The sequence below is a fragment of the Allochromatium humboldtianum genome (assembly GCF_013385175.1).
Taxonomy (GTDB): domain Bacteria; phylum Pseudomonadota; class Gammaproteobacteria; order Chromatiales; family Chromatiaceae; genus Thermochromatium; species Thermochromatium humboldtianum.
Map to the genome: position 1 here is coordinate 363,659 of NZ_JABZEO010000002.1, position 16,445 is coordinate 380,103.

Annotated in this window: 14 protein-coding genes and 1 tRNA gene; 8 read left to right on the plus strand and 7 right to left on the minus strand. The window is 66.0% G+C overall.

Annotated elements, in window-relative coordinates; all coding sequences use genetic code 11:
- The first annotated feature begins 30 nt into the window (after positions 1-30).
- Positions 31-2,739, plus strand: a complete 2,709-nt coding sequence (locus tag HW932_RS04225; RefSeq protein WP_176975240.1) for a hybrid sensor histidine kinase/response regulator — start codon at positions 31-33, stop codon at positions 2,737-2,739.
- A complete protein-coding gene (locus HW932_RS04230) occupies positions 2,727-3,233 on the plus strand; it encodes a L,D-transpeptidase (protein ID WP_176975241.1) in 507 nt (168 codons plus the stop codon). The genes HW932_RS04225 and HW932_RS04230 overlap by 13 nt, the downstream gene beginning before the upstream one ends.
- On the opposite strand, the gene HW932_RS04235 is transcribed toward HW932_RS04230, so the two are convergent.
- Positions 3,234-4,493: a glucose-1-phosphate adenylyltransferase gene (locus tag HW932_RS04235; protein ID WP_176975242.1), complete on the minus strand. Its 1,260-nt coding sequence runs from the start codon at positions 4,491-4,493 to the stop codon at positions 3,234-3,236.
- 291 nt (positions 4,494-4,784) lie between these two features.
- Here HW932_RS04235 and ppsR point away from each other — a divergent pair, with 291 nt between their 5' ends.
- From ppsR to ispG, 3 genes are read left to right on the plus strand one after another with little or no spacing between them, the layout of a single operon-like run.
- Positions 4,785-5,627, plus strand: coding sequence for a posphoenolpyruvate synthetase regulatory kinase/phosphorylase PpsR (ppsR, locus tag HW932_RS04240; protein ID WP_176975243.1), 843 nt, complete (start codon positions 4,785-4,787; stop codon positions 5,625-5,627).
- 21 nt (positions 5,628-5,648) lie between these two features.
- The gene (locus tag HW932_RS04245) at positions 5,649-6,503 is read left to right on the plus strand and encodes a DUF4743 domain-containing protein (protein WP_176975244.1); all 855 of its coding nucleotides are present in this window, start codon (positions 5,649-5,651) and stop codon (positions 6,501-6,503) included.
- Positions 6,504-6,558: 55 nt separating this feature from the next.
- Positions 6,559-7,797 carry a flavodoxin-dependent (E)-4-hydroxy-3-methylbut-2-enyl-diphosphate synthase gene (gene ispG / locus HW932_RS04250; protein WP_176975245.1) on the plus strand — a complete coding sequence of 413 codons (1,239 nt, stop codon included), beginning with the start codon at positions 6,559-6,561 and terminating at the stop codon, positions 7,795-7,797.
- Between the two features lie 112 nt (positions 7,798-7,909).
- Here ispG and HW932_RS04255 read toward each other — a convergent pair whose 3' ends face one another.
- The 4 genes from HW932_RS04255 to HW932_RS04270 form a co-directional block, all read right to left on the minus strand.
- Entirely contained in the window at positions 7,910-10,495 is a 2,586-nt protein-coding gene (locus tag HW932_RS04255; protein ID WP_176975246.1) for a DUF349 domain-containing protein, read from the minus strand.
- Between the two features lie 93 nt (positions 10,496-10,588).
- On the minus strand, positions 10,589-11,221 hold the full coding sequence (locus tag HW932_RS04260) for an MBL fold metallo-hydrolase (RefSeq protein WP_176975247.1): 633 nt from the start codon (positions 11,219-11,221) through the stop codon (positions 10,589-10,591).
- A 7-nt stretch (positions 11,222-11,228) separates the two neighbouring features.
- Positions 11,229-11,465, minus strand: a complete 237-nt coding sequence (locus HW932_RS04265) for an HP1242/YdcH family protein (RefSeq protein WP_176975248.1) — start codon at positions 11,463-11,465, stop codon at positions 11,229-11,231.
- Positions 11,466-11,650: 185 nt separating this feature from the next.
- Entirely contained in the window at positions 11,651-12,166 is a 516-nt protein-coding gene (locus tag HW932_RS04270) for an OmpH/Skp family outer membrane protein (protein ID WP_176975249.1), read from the minus strand.
- 193 nt (positions 12,167-12,359) lie between these two features.
- Between HW932_RS04270 and HW932_RS04275 the strand changes: the two genes are divergently transcribed.
- The gene (locus HW932_RS04275; RefSeq protein ID WP_176975250.1) at positions 12,360-12,899 is read left to right on the plus strand and encodes a DUF2058 family protein; all 540 of its coding nucleotides are present in this window, start codon (positions 12,360-12,362) and stop codon (positions 12,897-12,899) included.
- Between the two features lie 33 nt (positions 12,900-12,932).
- On the plus strand, positions 12,933-13,712 hold the full coding sequence (locus tag HW932_RS04280; RefSeq protein WP_176975251.1) for a TatD family hydrolase: 780 nt from the start codon (positions 12,933-12,935) through the stop codon (positions 13,710-13,712).
- A 1-nt stretch (position 13,713) separates the two neighbouring features.
- Here the strand turns inward: HW932_RS04280 and HW932_RS04285 are convergent.
- Positions 13,714-13,790, minus strand: a tRNA-Arg gene (locus HW932_RS04285).
- A 146-nt stretch (positions 13,791-13,936) separates the two neighbouring features.
- Entirely contained in the window at positions 13,937-15,946 is a 2,010-nt protein-coding gene (locus HW932_RS04290; RefSeq protein WP_176975252.1) for a UvrD-helicase domain-containing protein, read from the minus strand.
- Between the two features lie 122 nt (positions 15,947-16,068).
- Here HW932_RS04290 and HW932_RS04295 point away from each other — a divergent pair, with 122 nt between their 5' ends.
- Positions 16,069-16,428, plus strand: coding sequence for a DUF2782 domain-containing protein (locus HW932_RS04295; protein ID WP_343046955.1), 360 nt, complete (start codon positions 16,069-16,071; stop codon positions 16,426-16,428).
- Positions 16,429-16,445: the final 17 nt, after the last annotated feature.

Consider the following 16,445-nt stretch of genomic DNA (forward strand, 5'->3'; position numbering starts at 1 on the left):
GGGATCGGCAAGGGGGAGTCATCCGGGACGATGCATCGATTCGAACAGCCCCAGTCTGCTACCGTGATCCGGCCGCCGTCCGGTTCCGATGGCACGGACGCCACCGTGGTGAGGGATCAGGAACGGCGCGGCTGGGTCTATGCGGTCTATTTCCTGATCCTGGCCGCACTGGTCGGCGGCCTGCTGGCCCATTTCCTCGCCTACACGCACCAGCAGACCGAGCGCTCCATCGAGGAGTCCTGCGCGAACGAGGCCCATGTCATCGCCAATCAGGTCGACTCGATGCTGCGCCGCATCGACGCCACGACCGCGCTGATCGCCGAGCGCTTCCGCGAGGATCTCCTCGGGGCCGAGCTGTCCGCCGCGCGCGCCGCCCAGATCGAGACCGAGCTGGCGGCGCTGGCGCGCAACTTCCCCGAGGGCGCAGGCTATTTGGTCTTCGATCAGCACGGCCGGCAACGCTTGGCCAGCAATCCGCGCCACAGTTCCATCGACATCGCCGACCGCGACTATTTCCAGTCCAGCCTTGCCGCGCCCAGCACCGAACTGCGCTTCTCCGAGACGCTCATCGGCAAGCACACCGGACAGCGCATCCTGTCGGCCTATCGCGCCGTGACGGACGAGTCCGGTGCCTTGCGTACCCTGATCGTCGCGACCATCCATGTGCCCTATCTCGAACAGGTCTTCTCCGAGGTCAGGGTCGGCCAGCGGGGCATGATCAGCATCCGGCGCAGCGACGACAGCCGGCTGGTGGTGCGCTGGCCGGTCGTGGAATCCGAGATCAACCTGCCGGCCGCCAAGACGCCGCCCTATCAGCGCATCCTCGCCGGCGAGCGACGCGGCGTGATCCGCTATGTCGGCAAGACCGATGGCGTCGACCGCATCTTCGCCTACTACAGGATCAGCGACTTCCCCTTCTATGTCCTGGTCGGGCGTGCCGTCGAGGAACAGTTCCGGTTCTGGCTCAACAGCGCCATCATCTCGACCGCCCTCACACTCTCGGGCCTGGTGCTCATCGGCATCTTCTTCGTCCGGCTCCATCGCGGCGAGCGGATACTGGCGCGGAGCGAGCAGCGTTTCCGCGTCCTGTCCGATGAGCTGGCCTTCCATCAGCATCATCTGGAAGAACTGGTCGCCCAGCGCACGTCCGAACTCGAGGCGGCCAAGGAGAACGCGGAGGCCGCCAACACGGCCAAGAGCCTGTTCCTGGCCAACATGAGCCACGAGATCCGCACGCCCCTGAACGGCGTGCTCGGGCTGGCCCAGATGGGCTATCGCGACAGCGTTGGACGCGCCAAGTCCCAGAGCTACTTCGCCCGCATCCTCGATTCGGGGCGGCTGCTGCTCGGCGTCATCAACGACATCCTCGACTTCTCCAAGATCGAGGCCGGCAAGCTGGACGTGGAGTCCGTGCCCTTCTCGCCCCGGCATCTGGCCCTGGAAGCGCTCGGCCTGATCGCCGAGCGGGCCGCCGACAAGGGGCTGGCGATCAGGCCGCTGATCGACGAGTCCCTGCCCAGGGCCTGTCTGGGCGATCCCACCCGCCTGACCCAGATCCTGATCAATGTCCTGTCCAATGCCGTCAAGTTCACCGATCGCGGCTCCATCAGGCTCGAGGTCTTCAGGCGTGACGACACCCTGATCTATGCGGTCAGCGACACCGGGATCGGCATGACGCCCGAGCAGCTCGCGCGGCTGTTCACGCCCTTCGAACAGGCCGATTCCAGCACGACGCGCAAATACGGCGGCACCGGACTGGGGCTGTCGATCTGTCGCGGTCTGGCCACGCTCATGGGCGGCCGCATCCAGGTCGAGAGCACTCCAGGGGCGGGGACGCGGTTCGAGGTCATACTGCCCTGCGTCCGGGCCGAGGTGTCGGACGAACAGACTTCGCTGGAACCACAGGCCGAGATCCTGGAGATGCCGGGACGACTCCTGGGTCGGCGTTTACTGGTCGCCGAGGACAACGAAATCAATCAACTGGTGATAGAAGACATGCTGACGAGCGAGGGTGCGATCCTCACCCTGGCCGACAACGGACGCGAGGCCGTTGAGATGGTCGCGCGCACGCCCGAAGCGTTCGATCTGGTGCTGATGGACGTGCAGATGCCCGAGATGGACGGCCTGGAGGCCACGCGGCGTCTGCGGACCCTGGCGCCCGAGCTGCCGATCATCGGCCAGACCGCACATGCGTTGAACGAAGAGCTGGAGAAATGTCTCGAAGCCGGCATGACCGACACCCTGACCAAGCCGATCGATCACGAGCAGTTGGTCGAGATCGTGCTCAGTCATTGTGTGCCGCCGGTCGCGGCGGCGCCGGACGGCGACCCGAGCCTGGAAGAACTGGAACGGCGGCTGCGCCGAAGTCACGCGGGTCGGCGCCTGCTGCTGGTCGAGGACGAGCCGATCAATCAGGAGGTCGCCCTGTCCCTGCTGGTCGAGGGGGCCGGACTCCAGGTCGATGTCGCCGACAATGGACGCCAAGCGCTGGATCTGGCCCGCGAGCGGCGCTACGACCTGATCCTGATGGACAATCGAATGCCGGAGATGGACGGGTTGAAGGCGACGGCGGCGATTCGCCGACTGCCGGGGTATGCCGAGGTGCCGATCCTCTCCATGAGCGCCAGCGATCTCGACGAGGACATCCGGCATTGTTATGACGCCGGCATGAACGACCGCATCGCCAAGCCCGTCGACCCACAGGTGCTCTACCGGACGCTGCTGAAATGGCTGCCGTGATCGATTCGACCGAACGGCGTCTGCGGGTCGACATCGACACCCAGCGGCTGACCCTCTTCGTCGGCGCGCGGCCGGTGCGGCGCTATCCGGTCTCGACCGGGGCGAACGGCGTCGGCGAGGTCTACGGCAGCGGCTGCACCCCGCGCGGGCTGCATCGCGTGCGGCTGCGTATCGGCGACGGCTGTCCGATCGGCGCCGTCTTTCGCGGACGGCGCCCGACCGGCGAGATCCATGACGCCGCCCTGGCCGCCGCCCACCCCGAGCGCGACTGGATCCTGACCCGCATCCTCTGGCTCACCGGCTGCGAGCCGGGGCGCAATCGCGGCGGACGGGTCGACACGCTCCGCCGCTTCATCTACATCCACGGCTGCCCGGACTCCGAGCCCATGGGGGTGCCGCGCTCGCATGGCTGTATCCGCATGCGTAACCCGGATCTGATCGAGCTCTTCGAGCAGACGCCCAACGGCACCCTGGTCGAGATCCGGGGCGGCTGATCACTCCGAATAGCCGCGCCGTCCCGAGCCGCGGATATCGCGCGCGAAATAGCCGACCTGTCCCTGAGGGACGACGGTCACGCCGCCTGGACTGACCTGGAAGCGCTCGGCATCACGCGCGCGGTCGAAGCCGATCTCGTCTCCAGGCGCGATGATGTTGTGGCGGTCGACGATCACGCGCCGCAAACGCGCGCCCCGACTGACGCGCACATAGTCCATGATGATGCAATCCTCCAGCACCACGTCCTCCTCGATCACCGCCTCGCGCCGGATGATGGAATTCCGGATGCTCGCGCCCTTGTGGATCATGGTCGCGGCGCCGAGCAGGGTGTTCTCGATCTGGCCGCCGAGGACGCGCGCCACTGGTCCCTGATAGCTGCTCGAATAGATCGGCCATTCCGGGTTGAAGACATCGAACACCGGCTCGGCGCCCAGCACGTCGTGATGGGCGTCGAAATAGGCATCCAGGTTGCCCACGTCGCGCCAGTAGACGGCGGTCTCGTAGGGCTGGACGCCGGGGATGCGGTTGGTGGCGAAGTCGTAGGCGAAGAGCCGATGGGTGCGCAGCAGGCGCGGCAGGACGTGCTGACCGAAGTCGGTCTCGCCGGCCTGCTGGGTCTCGTGCAGGGCCTGGAGCAGTACGTCCGTGCTGAAGATGTAGTTGCCCATCGAGGCGAAGGCCATGTCCGGATTCGACGGCATGGGCGTCGGATTGGCCGGTTTCTCCTCGAACGCCTGGATGCGCCCGGTCTCGTCGGCGGCGATCACGCCGAAGCTGGAAGCCTCATGCAGCGGCACGGGCAGGGCGGCGATGGTGACATCGGCCTGACGCTCGCGATGGAAGTCGACCATCTGGCGGATGTCCATGCGATAGATGTGGTCGGCGCCGAACACCGCGACCAGCCCTGGACGATGTTCCTCGATCAGGTTGATGTTCTGATTGACGGCGTCGGCCGTGCCCTGGAACCAGTGCTCGCCCGACATCATCTGCGGCGGCACCACGGTGACGAACTGATTCTGGAGCAGCGGCGAGATGGTCCAGGCCTTGCGGACGTGTTCGATGAGCGACTGCGACTTGTACTGCACCAGCAGATAGATGGTCTGGATCTGCGAGTTGACCAGATTGCTGAGCACGAAGTCGACGATCCGATAGCGCGAGCCGAAGGGCACCGAGGGCTTGGAACGCCCGGTGGTCAACGGCTGGAGCCGGGAGCCTTGGCCACCGGCCATGACGAAGGCGATGATAAGGTCGTTCTGCATGAGTCCTCCGCTGCCCCTTTGGCGGATGGGGCGCTACTGCTTCGTTGGTGGGGAAACCGGAGGCCAATGATAATCGCAAGACGGCACGCTTTCCCGAGATTCCGAAGAGCGGCGGTTCGGACGCTTCCAACCGTCCAAGTGACGCCGTCGAGGGCCCTGGCCGGAGCTCGGCGCCCAATCCTTTGCATTGCCGTTCTCGTTCTGCGCCTCGGGCCGTCGGCGTGTCATACTGCCGCATCGATCACGCCCAACCAGACCTTACAGTTCGAGTCGCCCTGTATTCGAGTCGTCATGAACCGCACCGTTTTCTTCGTTTCCGAGAGCACCGGCATCACCGCCGAGACCCTGGGCCACAGTCTGCTGTCGCAATTCGACACCGTCGAGTTCGAGCAGGTCTACATGCCCTATATCAACACCGAACTGCGCGCGCGCGCCCTGACCCAGCGCATGCAGGAGGCGGCCGATCGCGATGGCGCGCGCCCGATCGTCTTCGCGACCATGATCGACGACGAGATCCGCGCCATCCTCAAGAACGGCAACTGCTTCTATGTCGAGCTGTTCGAGGTCTTCGTCGATCCGCTGGCGCGCGAACTCGGGGTGCCGCCGAGCCTCAAGGCCGGCCGCAGTCACGCCATCACCAAGCCGAGCTACTACACCAAGCGTATCGAGGCGATCAATTTCGCCATGTCCAACGACGACGGCATCCGTCCCGACAACTTCTATCGCGCCGATGTGGTGCTGACCGGGGTCTCACGCTCGGGCAAGACGCCGACCTGTCTCTATCTGGCCATGCACTATGGGCTGCGTGCGGCCAACTATCCGATCACCGAGGAAGACTTCGAGCGCGGCGACGTGCCGCAACTGCTCTACGACTGCAAGCACAAGCTCTTCGCGCTCACCATCGACCCGCAGCGCTTGCAGCTCATCCGCGAGGAGCGCCGTCCCGGCAGCCCCTATGCCTCGCTCAAGCGCTGCCAGGATGACATCCGGATGGCGCATCAGATCTACAAGCGCTTGCAGGCGCCCGTGCTCAACACCACTTCACAGTCGATCGAGGAGATCTCCTCGCAGATCGTCAAGGCGCTCAAGGAGGCCCAGGAGGGACGGAGTCCCGTGTTCACCGAGACGCTCTGAAGCCGCTCCGAGGTCCGTCACTTGAGTTTCATCGACAAGATCCATGCCTGTAACGCCTGGAATCCGGGCGATTTCGTGCCCCTGCTGCTCGACGGGGCGCGGGTCGGCTGGTTGCGCCGGAGTGCGTGCGACCATCTGCGCCGCTGGCCGGAGCAGTTCGCGGTCGAATCCGAGCGCGTGACCTGGGTCGGAGCGCCGGCCGAGTTCGCGGCACGTACCGCCGTGCTGGATACCATCTTCGACCGTCTAGCCGAAGAGGGCGTCGTCAGTCATCTGCATGGCGAACGCTATCCGCTGACCGCCGGCGCCCGTGAGCAGGCGTGTTGTCTGATCGACCGCGCCTGCGCGCCCTTTCTCGGCGCGCGCGCCTTCGGCCAGCACCTCAACGGCTATGTGCGCACCGCGCGCGGGATCGAGATGTGGATCGGCCGGCGTGCGGCCGATCGGCGTCACTATCCGCTCCATCTGGACAATCTGGTCGCGGGCGGGCTCCCGCATGAGCTGAGTCTGGTGGATAATCTGCGCAAGGAATGCACTGAGGAGGCCGGGATACCGCGCGCGCTGGCCGATCGGGCGGTGGTGGTGGGAGCCATCACCTATTGCCGCGACTCGGCGGGGGGGCTCAAGCCGGACGTCATGTATTGCTACGATCTGGAACTGCCCGAAGACTTCGTTCCGGTCTGCACCGATGGCGAGGTCGAGTCCTTCCGGCGATTGCCGCTCGCTGAGGTCGCCGCTCTGGTACGTGACACGGATGCGTTCAAGCTCAACTGCAATCTGACCATCATCGACTTCCTGGTCCGGCACGGTTTCATCACGCCCGAGGAACCGGACTATCTGGAGATCCTGGCCGGACTGCGCGCGCCGCTGCCCTGAACCGCCCCTGCAAACCTCTCCTGTCCACATCGCCCACGCGGAACGAATCGAACTCATGAGCCAAACGAACACCCCCCAGCGACGCCAGACCCTGCCCGTGACCGTTGGGTCCGTGACCATCGGCGGCGGAGCGCCGATCGTCGTCCAGTCCATGACCAACACCGACACGGCCGATATCGATGCGACCGTGCGTCAGGTCGCCGAGCTGGCGCGCGCCGGATCCGAGATGGTGCGTCTGACCGTCAACCACGAGTCGGCGGCCAGGGCGGTGCCGGCGATCCGCGAGGCGCTCGAGGCCCAGGGCTGCCATGTCCCGCTGGTGGGTGACTTCCATTTCAACGGCCATCGGCTGCTGACCGACTATCCCGAGTGCGCCCTGGCCCTGGCCAAGTACCGCATCAATCCGGGCAACGTCGGCAAGGGCGAGAAGAAGGACAGCCAGTTTGCGACCATGATCGAGCTGGCCTGCCGTTACGACCGTCCGGTGCGCATCGGGGTCAACTGGGGCAGTCTGGATCAGGAGGTCGTGGCGCGGATGATGGACGAGAACGCCCGCGCGTCCCAGCCCAAGGACAGCGATCAGATCATGTACGAGGCCATGGTCGAGTCGGCGATCGGCAGCGCCGAGCGTGCGGTGCAACTGGGTCTGCCGAAGGATCACATCATCCTGTCGTGCAAGATGAGCGGGGTGCAGGATCTGATCCGGGTCTATCGGATGCTGGCGGCGCGCGGCGACTATGCGCTGCATCTGGGTCTGACCGAGGCCGGCATGGGATCGAAGGGCATCGTCGCCTCGACGGCCGCACTCGCCGTGCTGTTGCAGGAGGGCATCGGCGACACCATCCGCGTCTCGCTCACCCCGGAGCCGGGCGAGTCGCGCACGCGCGAGGTGGTGGTGGCGCAGGAGATCCTGCAATCCATGGGCTTTCGCTCGTTCGCGCCCATGGTGACAGCCTGCCCCGGCTGCGGACGCACCACCAGCGACACCTTCCAGCATCTGGCCAAGGACATCCAGGGCTATCTGCGCGAGCAGATGCCGGAATGGCGCACCCGGTATCCGGGGATCGAGACCATGCAGGTGGCCGTGATGGGCTGCGTGGTCAACGGACCGGGCGAGAGCAAGCACGCCAACATCGGCATCAGCCTGCCCGGCAGCGGCGAGCGCCCCGCCGCGCCCGTCTATGTCGACGGCGAGAAGGTCGCCACCCTCAAAGGCGAGGGCATCGCCGAGCAGTTCAAGCGCATGGTCGATGAGTACATCGAGTCGCGCTATGGGCGCGGCACTGGAGCCTGAACCAGCGTTCGACGATGGATCATCCCGTCCTGTTCGAGCCCCTCTCCCCTTGCGGGAGAGGGGTTGGGGAGAGGGGGAGAATGAACCGCAATGGCTTGGTCGTTCCGGCCCCTTACTCGGGGACCAGCGCCGCCCTGACGCGCTCGAAACGTTGTTCGAGCGCCGGATCACGCGGAGCCGGACCGAGCAGATACCAGTCGTCGAGCAGCCGCAGACCGCTTTGGAGCGAATCCTCCTCGCCCTCGCTCAATCGCTCGGCCAGACGCGCGACCTGGAGTTCCAGGCGCTGCTGAGCGAATTCGGGCGGGGTCTCGACACCGGCGGCGATTTCGAGCTGGAGGCAGAGCTGGGCGCGTTGCCGGCCATTGTCGGCGAACGACTGGCGCAGGCTGTCCAGTTCGGCCTCGTCCCCGAGTGCTTGCAGAGCACGCTCGAAGCGGGCCGTGATCGCGCGCTGAAGACCGGAATCCGCTTGCACCGGCAACTCCGCCCACTCACGACGCAGCCCTTCGGGATCGAGTCCATCGCTCCGTCTCTCGATCAGCGCCAGTTCCAGACGTTCGCAGAACGCCGCCAGACGCTCCAGATGTTCGAGCGCGGCTAGTCTCAGTCCTCGCTCGGCGATCTGCCGACGGCGCTCCAGCGTCTCGCGGCACGCCTGCCAGCGGCGCGCGATCTGGGCCGCCGCCTGACGGGGCGCCGGCAACGACTCAGCCTCGCGCCAGCGCGCGATCAGGTCGCGCTGGGCGGCGGCCAGGTGCTTGGGATCGTGCTCGCCGGCGGCCAGACGTTCGGCCTCCTCGCACAGCGCCTCGCGCAGCGCCAGATGCTCGGCCAGGTCCTGGGCATGGGCCTGCCGGCGCACGGCGCGACGCTCGAAGACGGCGTCACAGGCGGCGCGGAACTCGCGCCAGAGTCGGTTCTCGTCCTTCTGGCGCGCCGGCACCGTGGTGTGCCATTCGCGTTGCAGCGCTTTGGTCTGTTCGATGGCCGCTTCCAGGTCCGGAGTCTCGACCAGGGCCTGGACGCGCGCGATGAGGTCGCGCTTCAGGGCCTGATTGCGCTGACGCTCGGCGTCCAGATGGCGGTCGAGGATACGCAGCGACTGGTGGAAGCGACGTTCGAGCGCTTTGCGCACGCGCCCCTCGGTCGGGCCGATGGCGGCCCAGGCCTGACGCATCTCGCGCTCGGCGTGCAGCGTCTTCTTCCAGTCCACGCGCTCCCAGTCGACTTGGGCGACGAAGGCTTCGAGCTGCTCACAGAGCCGTTCGCGGGTCAGACGGTTGGTCTCGCGCTCGGCGGCCTGGGCCTCGATGAAGGGGCGACAGCGCTCGTAGACGCGCTCGGAAGCGGCATGGAAGCGATCCCAGAGCGCCTGATTGGCCGGGGAGCCGGCCTTGTCGAGTCCTTTCCAGTCCATCTGAAGGGCGTGCAGCCGCTCGGCGAGCACGGCCGGCGCCGGATCTTCCGAGGCGAGCAGCGATTCCATCTCGGTGCAGAGCATCTCGCGATGCTGGTCGGCGCCCCAGCGGCGCCATTGCTGGAGCTCGCGCAGACGCGGCGCCAGGGCGCGCAGACGGCGGTTGAAATCGGCGGCCTGATTGGGTTCGATGCCGCTCGACTGGATGAGTTCGAGCGCCGACAGCAGGCTCTGATGCAGCGGGTCGGCCTGCTTGAGTTCGCCCTCGGCCAGATGGGCCTCAAGCTCGGCGAGCCGCTCGGGGAATTGACGCAGACGCTGCTCGGCGTGCTTGCGCTGGGTGCGCAGACGCGATTCCAGGCGTTCGGCGAGCGATTGGAAGGCCAGCGCCGGTTCGGCATCGGTCCAGCGCGCGGCCAGTGCACGCCCCTGGTCGAGCAGACGGCGTACCTGTTTGTGGTCGAGCGGCTTGGAGGCGCCGAGCAGTGCTGTGATCTGGACGCTCGTCTGCTCCAGACGTTCGAGTTCACGCGGGTCGGCCGGACGTGCGACTGGCGCGGTTTCGGGCAGATCGACAGGACTGTCGCTCGTCTCGTGCGTTTGGCCATCCGGCTCACTCTGAGGGGCGTTCGGCTCGGCCGGCTGTGACTCGGCAGGCTGGAGCACGGCGGCGTGCGCCTCGGTCTCGGCTTGCCGCTTGGCCTGCTCCTCGATGTGAGCGGCGTGGGCGTCGAGGAAACGCGCCCGTTCGCGCTCGAAGCGGATCCGGTATTCCGGCTCGGCCTCGTCCTGGAGTGCGCTCCACTGCCGTTCGAGATGGTCGAGCAGGGCGCGATCCTGGTTCCAGTTGGCCAGCCGACCGAGACGCTCGACCTGGGCGCAGAGTTCCTCGCAGCGCTCGCGCACGATCCGCGGGCGTTCCTCGCGTTCGGCGATCAGGCGAAGCTTCTCGCGGGCCATCCGGTAGACGCGCTTGTCCTTCTTGCCGATGCGTCGCGTGACCTCTTCGAGCGCGGCCTTGTCGTCGAGGCGTTCGAGCGCGCGGGCGCGATGGGCGGCCAGGGCGTCGTGGATGGCGCACTCGACGAGCACGGCTGGATCATCGATCTGCTCGATGGCCGCGAGACGCTGGGCCGGATCCGGATGCAGGCGCGCCTTCTCGGGTAGTGTTTCAGGGAGCGGAGGCGCTGGGACCGGAGCGGCAGGCGCCGCCTTGGACTTATCCGGGGTCTCGTCGGCGTTCGCTTTACGCCGTCTGAGCAATCGCTGGAATAGCATGGGATTCTGCTCCGAGAATTCGTGCCCAAGCCAGGTCCGGTGGGCTGGACGTCGTGTTGCGCCTGGAGTCCGGGTGGCTCCAGGCGTACGGGTTCATTCGCCGACGAAGGGGTTGCTGCGTCGCTCCTCACCGAAGGTCGACATGGGGCCGTGGCCAGGGATGAAACGCACCTCGTCGCCGAGCGGAAAGAGCCGGTGACGGATCGAGTCGAGGAGCTGGCGATGGTTGCCGCGCGGAAAGTCGGTGCGCCCGATCGAGCCGCGAAAGAGCACGTCGCCGACCTGGGCCAGCTTCGACTCCGGATCATGGAAGACGATGTGTCCGGGCGTGTGTCCGGGGCAATGGATGACCTCCAGGGTCTCCTCGCCGACCGCGATTCGCTCGCCCGGCTGGAGCCAGCGATCCGGCTCGAAGGCGTCGATCGGCGGAAAGCCGAACATCCGGCACTGCTCCGGCAGTGCCTGGAACAGAAAGGCATCGTCCGGATGCGGCCCCTCGATCGGGATGGTCAGGCGTCGCGCCAACTCGGCGCCGGCCCCGACATGATCCAGATGACCATGGGTCAGCAGAATGCGCTCGGGCTCCAGTTCGAGCTGATTCAGAAGCGCCTCGATGCGATCCGGCTCGCCGCCAGGATCGACGATGGCTGCCCGGCGCGTGCGTGGACACCAGAGCAGGGTGCAGTTCTGCTGAAAGCCGGTGACGGGTAGGATCTGAAACTCCACGGTGTCTTCAGGCCCGAATCATGTCGTAGAGCGTGTCCTTGAGATGCAGACGCTGTTTCTTCAGATCCTCGATGGTCTCGTCGGCCACCGGAGTGCCCAGTTCCTCGAACTGGCGCACGCGCGCATCGAGGCTGTCATATTCGTCCATGAGCCGTGCGAATTCCGGATTGTCGGCGCGCAGTGCGGCGATCTTCTGATCGAGATCAGGGAATTCGTGAAGCAGATCGTGTGATTCACCAAGCATGGGGTCCGGTCCTCTGAGGCGGTCCGGCGCGGTCTTGCCGCACGCGGTTGGGGATAGGGGGACTCCGGGACCAACGCCGGAGCCGATCCGGACCTCGGACGAAGCGGGACGTTCGAGGCGCCCGGAGTATACCCCAGTGGCGACGCGCTGAAACAGCCGGGTTGAGGCGTCCGGCCGATGAGCGGTCACTTGGCCTTGGAGTCCATCTGCTTGATGACTTCGGCCGTGATATCGAGACCGTCGTCCATGTAGAGCAGTCCGCCGACACTCCGCTCGAACACCATGCCGAGCTTTTTCTTCTTGGCGACGGTGTTCAGCGCCTCGCGTGCCGGCTCCAGGATCTCGCGGCCCTTTTCCTGCTGGGCCTTCATCAGCTCCTGCTGGATGGGCAGGGTCTTCTTCTGATAGGCCTCGATGCGCGCCTTGATCTCCTGTTCCTTCTTGGCGACCTGATCGTTGCTCATCAGCGGCTTGTCCTTGGCCAGGGCCTGCTGCATCTGGGCGATCTCGCGCTCTTCGTCGGCGAAGCCCTTGGTGCGCGGCTCGAATTCGTCGCGCAATTGTTTCTGCAAGCGCTGCCCGAGCTTGCTCTCCTCAAGTACCTTTTGCATGTCGACGAAGCCGACACCCTCATTGGCCAGAGCCTGGACGGGCAGGCTCAGGGCAGCGATCAGTGCGGCGAACAGAAGCGGACGGGACATGGATGCACTCCAGATTGGTTGGCGTAGTCGAAAGCGTTGGTCCTCGGACCGGAAACCCGATTGTAACCGTCGCCCGGTCCGGGCAAAACCACCGGCGATTTTCGCCCGACCGGGCTTGCCTCCAGCGGCGCGCTGGTAGATCCTCTCGCGATCCCGACTCTATACCATCGTTCGATCCCGGAGACCCTTCGCCGTGGGTAACTCATTACAAGAGCAGCTGCTCAAAGCGGGCCTGGTCAATGAGCAGAAGCTCAAGCAGACACGCTCGGACAAGCGCAAACAGGTCAAGCAGACCGGCCGCCAGCCCACCGCCGAGGAGCAGGCGGCGCGTCAGGCCGCCGAACGCGCGCGCGCCGAGAAGCTGGCGCGCGACCGTGAACTCAATCGTCAGCGCCAGGAAGAGGCCGCGCGGCGCGCGGCCGAGAACGAGATCCGTCAGCTCATCCATACCCACCGCGTCGTGCGCGATGGCGGGGATCTAGCCTACAACTTCACCGATGGCAGCGCACTCAAGCGGCTCTATGTCAACAAGGATCAGCATGCCAGGCTGGTCGGCGGACGTCTGGCGATCGTGCGTCAGGACACCTTCTACGAGCTGGTCCCGGCCGAGATCGCCGAGCGCGTCCAGGCGCGCGATGCCTCGCTGGTGCTGGTGCTCAATCGCGCCAGGGACGAGGCGAGCACCGATGATCCCTATGCCGAGTATCAGGTGCCGGACGATCTGATGTGGTAGTCGTCTGGCCGGCGACCGGCAACGACTGATGCGATGTTGATCGACACCCACTGCCATATCGATGTGAGCGAGTTCGACGCCGATCGCGCGGACGTATTGGCGCGCGCGCGGGCGGCTGGGGTCGAGGCTCTGGTGGCGCCCGCCATCGATTCCGGCGGCTGGGAGGCGCTGCTGGCGCTCTGTGGCTCCGCGCCGCCGGATGGGCCGAGGCTGTATCCGGCGCTGGGTCTGCATCCGGTCTATCTGGATTCACATCGGGATGCCGATCTGGCGCGGCTCGAAACGCTGGTGGCTGAACGAGCCGTGATCGCGATCGGCGAGATCGGGCTGGACCATCATGTCGCGGGGCTGGATCCGGAGCGCCAGACGCGGCTTCTGGAGCGTCAGTTGGCGATCGCGCGCGCGGCGGATCTGCCCGTACTGCTCCATGTGCGCAAGGCGCACGATGAGATGCTGGCGCTCCTGCGCCGTCAGCCGGCGCCGGCGGGCGGCATTGCCCATGCCTTCAACGGCAGTCTCCAGCAGGCCCATCAGTATCTGGAGCTTGGATTCAGGCTGGGTTTTGGTGGGATGCTGACGTTCGAGCGCTCGCGCAAGCTCAGGCGGCTGGCCACTGAGCTGCCGCTCGACGCCCTGGTTCTGGAGACCGATGCGCCGGACATGACCGTCGCCTCGCATCAGGGCGAGCGCAACAGTCCGGAATATCTGCCCGAGGTGCTGGAGACGCTGGCGCGTCTGCGCGATCTGGAACCGTCCGAGGTGGCCGCGCGAACCACGGCCAATGCGTGCGAGGTCTTGCGAGGATTGGGGTGATTGGCGCGCCCGACAGGATTCGAACCTGTGACCCCAGCCTTCGGAGGGCTGTACTCTATCCATCTGAGCTACGGGCGCTTTGAACGGTGGCGCTGGAGCCGCGTGTGGAGTAGGTCATCCACCCGACATTGGCATTCAGCGGTCGCGCATTATCACTCTTACTGCCCCATTCGTCAAAGGCCATCGAACCCAGACGGGCAAATCCGTTGGCTTCGACCGGGATCTCAGCCGGACGCCAGCATATTCCTGAGCGCGCTCAGATGCGCCCGGCCACGCGCCTTGCGATCCTCGGGACTGTCCTCGCGACGCTCACCGTCCCAGTCGAGCTGATCCTCGGGCAGTTCGCTCAGAAAGCGGCTCGGCTCGCCCTGGACCCATTCGCCATAGCGCCGTCGGCGGCGTGCGAGTGTGAAGGTGAGCGCCTCGCGTGCGCGCGTGATGCCGACATAGGCCAGTCGGCGTTCTTCCTCGATGCTGTCTTCCTCGATGCTAGTGCGATGCGGCAAGAGTTCCTCCTCCATGCCGACCAGGAACACCTGCGGGAACTCCAGCCCCTTGGCCGCATGCAGCGTCATCAGATGCACCCGATCGCCGCCTGACTCCTCATCCTGGCGGTCGAGCACGTCCATGAGCGCGAGATGATCGACCAGTTCGACGAGTGAGGTCTTCGGCGACTCGCCCTGACGCAGACGCCCGAGCCAGTCGAGCAGATCCTCGACGTTCTGATACCGGCGCTCGGCGACCGGCTGGCTGGAGGCGTTCTCGCGCAGCCAGCCCTTGTAGCCGACGGCCTGGAGCAGCGCGCGCGCCGCGCCGACCGGATCGGCGCGTCCACGTTCACGGTGCTCGGCGATGAGCCGGACGAAGGCGGCCAGCCGCTCGCGCTGGCGTGGATTGAGATGCTCGGCCAGCCCTGGATCGGTGCAGCCGGCGAGCAGGGTCAGACCCTGCCGGCGACTGTGATCGGCCAACTGTTCGAGCGTGGTCGAGCCGATCTCGCGTCGGGGCGTGTTGACGATGCGCAGAAAAGCGGTGTCGTCGGTCGGATTGGCCAGCAGGCGCAGATAGGCCATGGCGTCCTTGATCTCGGTACGCGCGAAGAAGGACGTTCCGCCGCTGAGGAAATAGGGAACACTGTGCTCGCGCAGCGCCTGCTCGAAGGGGCGCGCCTGATGATTGCCGCGAAACAGGATGGCGATGTCGCCGAAGCGACACTTCTCGGCGAACTTCAGATGCAGGATCTCGGAGACCACGCGCGCGGCCTCGTCGCGCTCGTCGCGGCAGCGGATGACGCGGGCGCGCTCGCCGGGGCCGTGCTCGCTCCACAACCGTTTTTCGAACACATGGGGGTTGTTGGCGATCAGGGTGTTGGCCAGCCCCAGGATGCGCGCGCTGGAGCGATAGTTCTGCTCCAGCATGATGACGCGCAGGGCCGGATAGTCCTCCTGGAGCCGCGCCAGATTCTCGGGCCGCGCGCCGCGCCAGGCATAGATCGACTGATCGTCGTCGCCGACCACGGTGAAGGCCCCGCGCGCGCCGGTCAACTGGCGTACCAGCTCGTACTGGGCGCTGTTGGTGTCCTGATACTCGTCGACCAGCAGATAGCGGATGCGACCGCGCCATTGCTCCAGGATCGCCGGCTGGCTGCGGAACAGACGCGTCGGCGCCAGGATCAGATCATCGAAATCCACCGCGTTGTAGATGCGCAGACGACGCTCGTAGTCGGCATAGAGTGCCGCGAGCCGCGTCTCGAAGGCATCCTCGGCGAGTTGGGCTGCACGCTCGGGGTCGACGAGATCGTTCTTCCAGCGCGAGATCCGGTGCTGCACCGCCCCTGGACTGAGCGCATCGGCCTCGGCCAGACCGCGTAACCCCTCCTTGAGCAGCGACTCGGCATCCTGGGCGTCGAGCAGGGCAAAACCCGAATGCAGACCGGCCGCCTCGGGATGACGGCGCAGGATCTCCAGCCCCAGCCGATGGAAGGTCGAGATGGCCAGTCCGCGCGTCTGGGTGCCCTTGAGCTGATGGCTCACCCGCTCGCGCATCTCGCGCGCGGCTTTGTTGGTGAAGGTCACGGCCCGGATGTGCCGGGGCGCGAGTCCGATCTGCTCGATCAGGTGCGCGATCTTCTGGGTGATGACGCGCGTCTTGCCCGAACCGGCACCGGCAAGCACCAGGAGCGGGCCGGCGGTGTAATGCACGGCGTCGAGTTGTCGCGGATTGAGTTCGGCCATGATGTCGGGGCGCGTTCGTGCGGAGCGGGCGGGGAGGGCGCATTATGCCCGATCGGGCGAGCAATCCGGAGCGGATCGTACTACCATTCGGGCCATGTTCCCCGACCTGGCCTGGTGATCCCGTGCTCAACCGACGACTTGCCGTTCTGATCCTCGCGTCCTGCCTGACGACCGTTTACGCTCAAGAAGCCCAAGACGAAACGGAGGCGCCGGACGCCGGCGGATTCCTTCAGGCCCCTGAGGTCGTGCCGTCCCCGGTCACGGGCGAGGCCGTCGAACCGGACATCACCATCAAGGAGTCCGGCGGCGAGATCGTCTACGAATATCGGGTGCGCGGCGTGCTCTACATGGTACGGGTGCAGCCGCAGGTCGGACCGGCCTATTATTACTATGACATCAACGGGGATGGACTGATCGACGCCCAGGAGCGTTCGACACGCAATACATCGGTGCCTCAGTGGGTGTTGTTCGAGTGGCAGTGAGTCGTCGCTGAATCGCG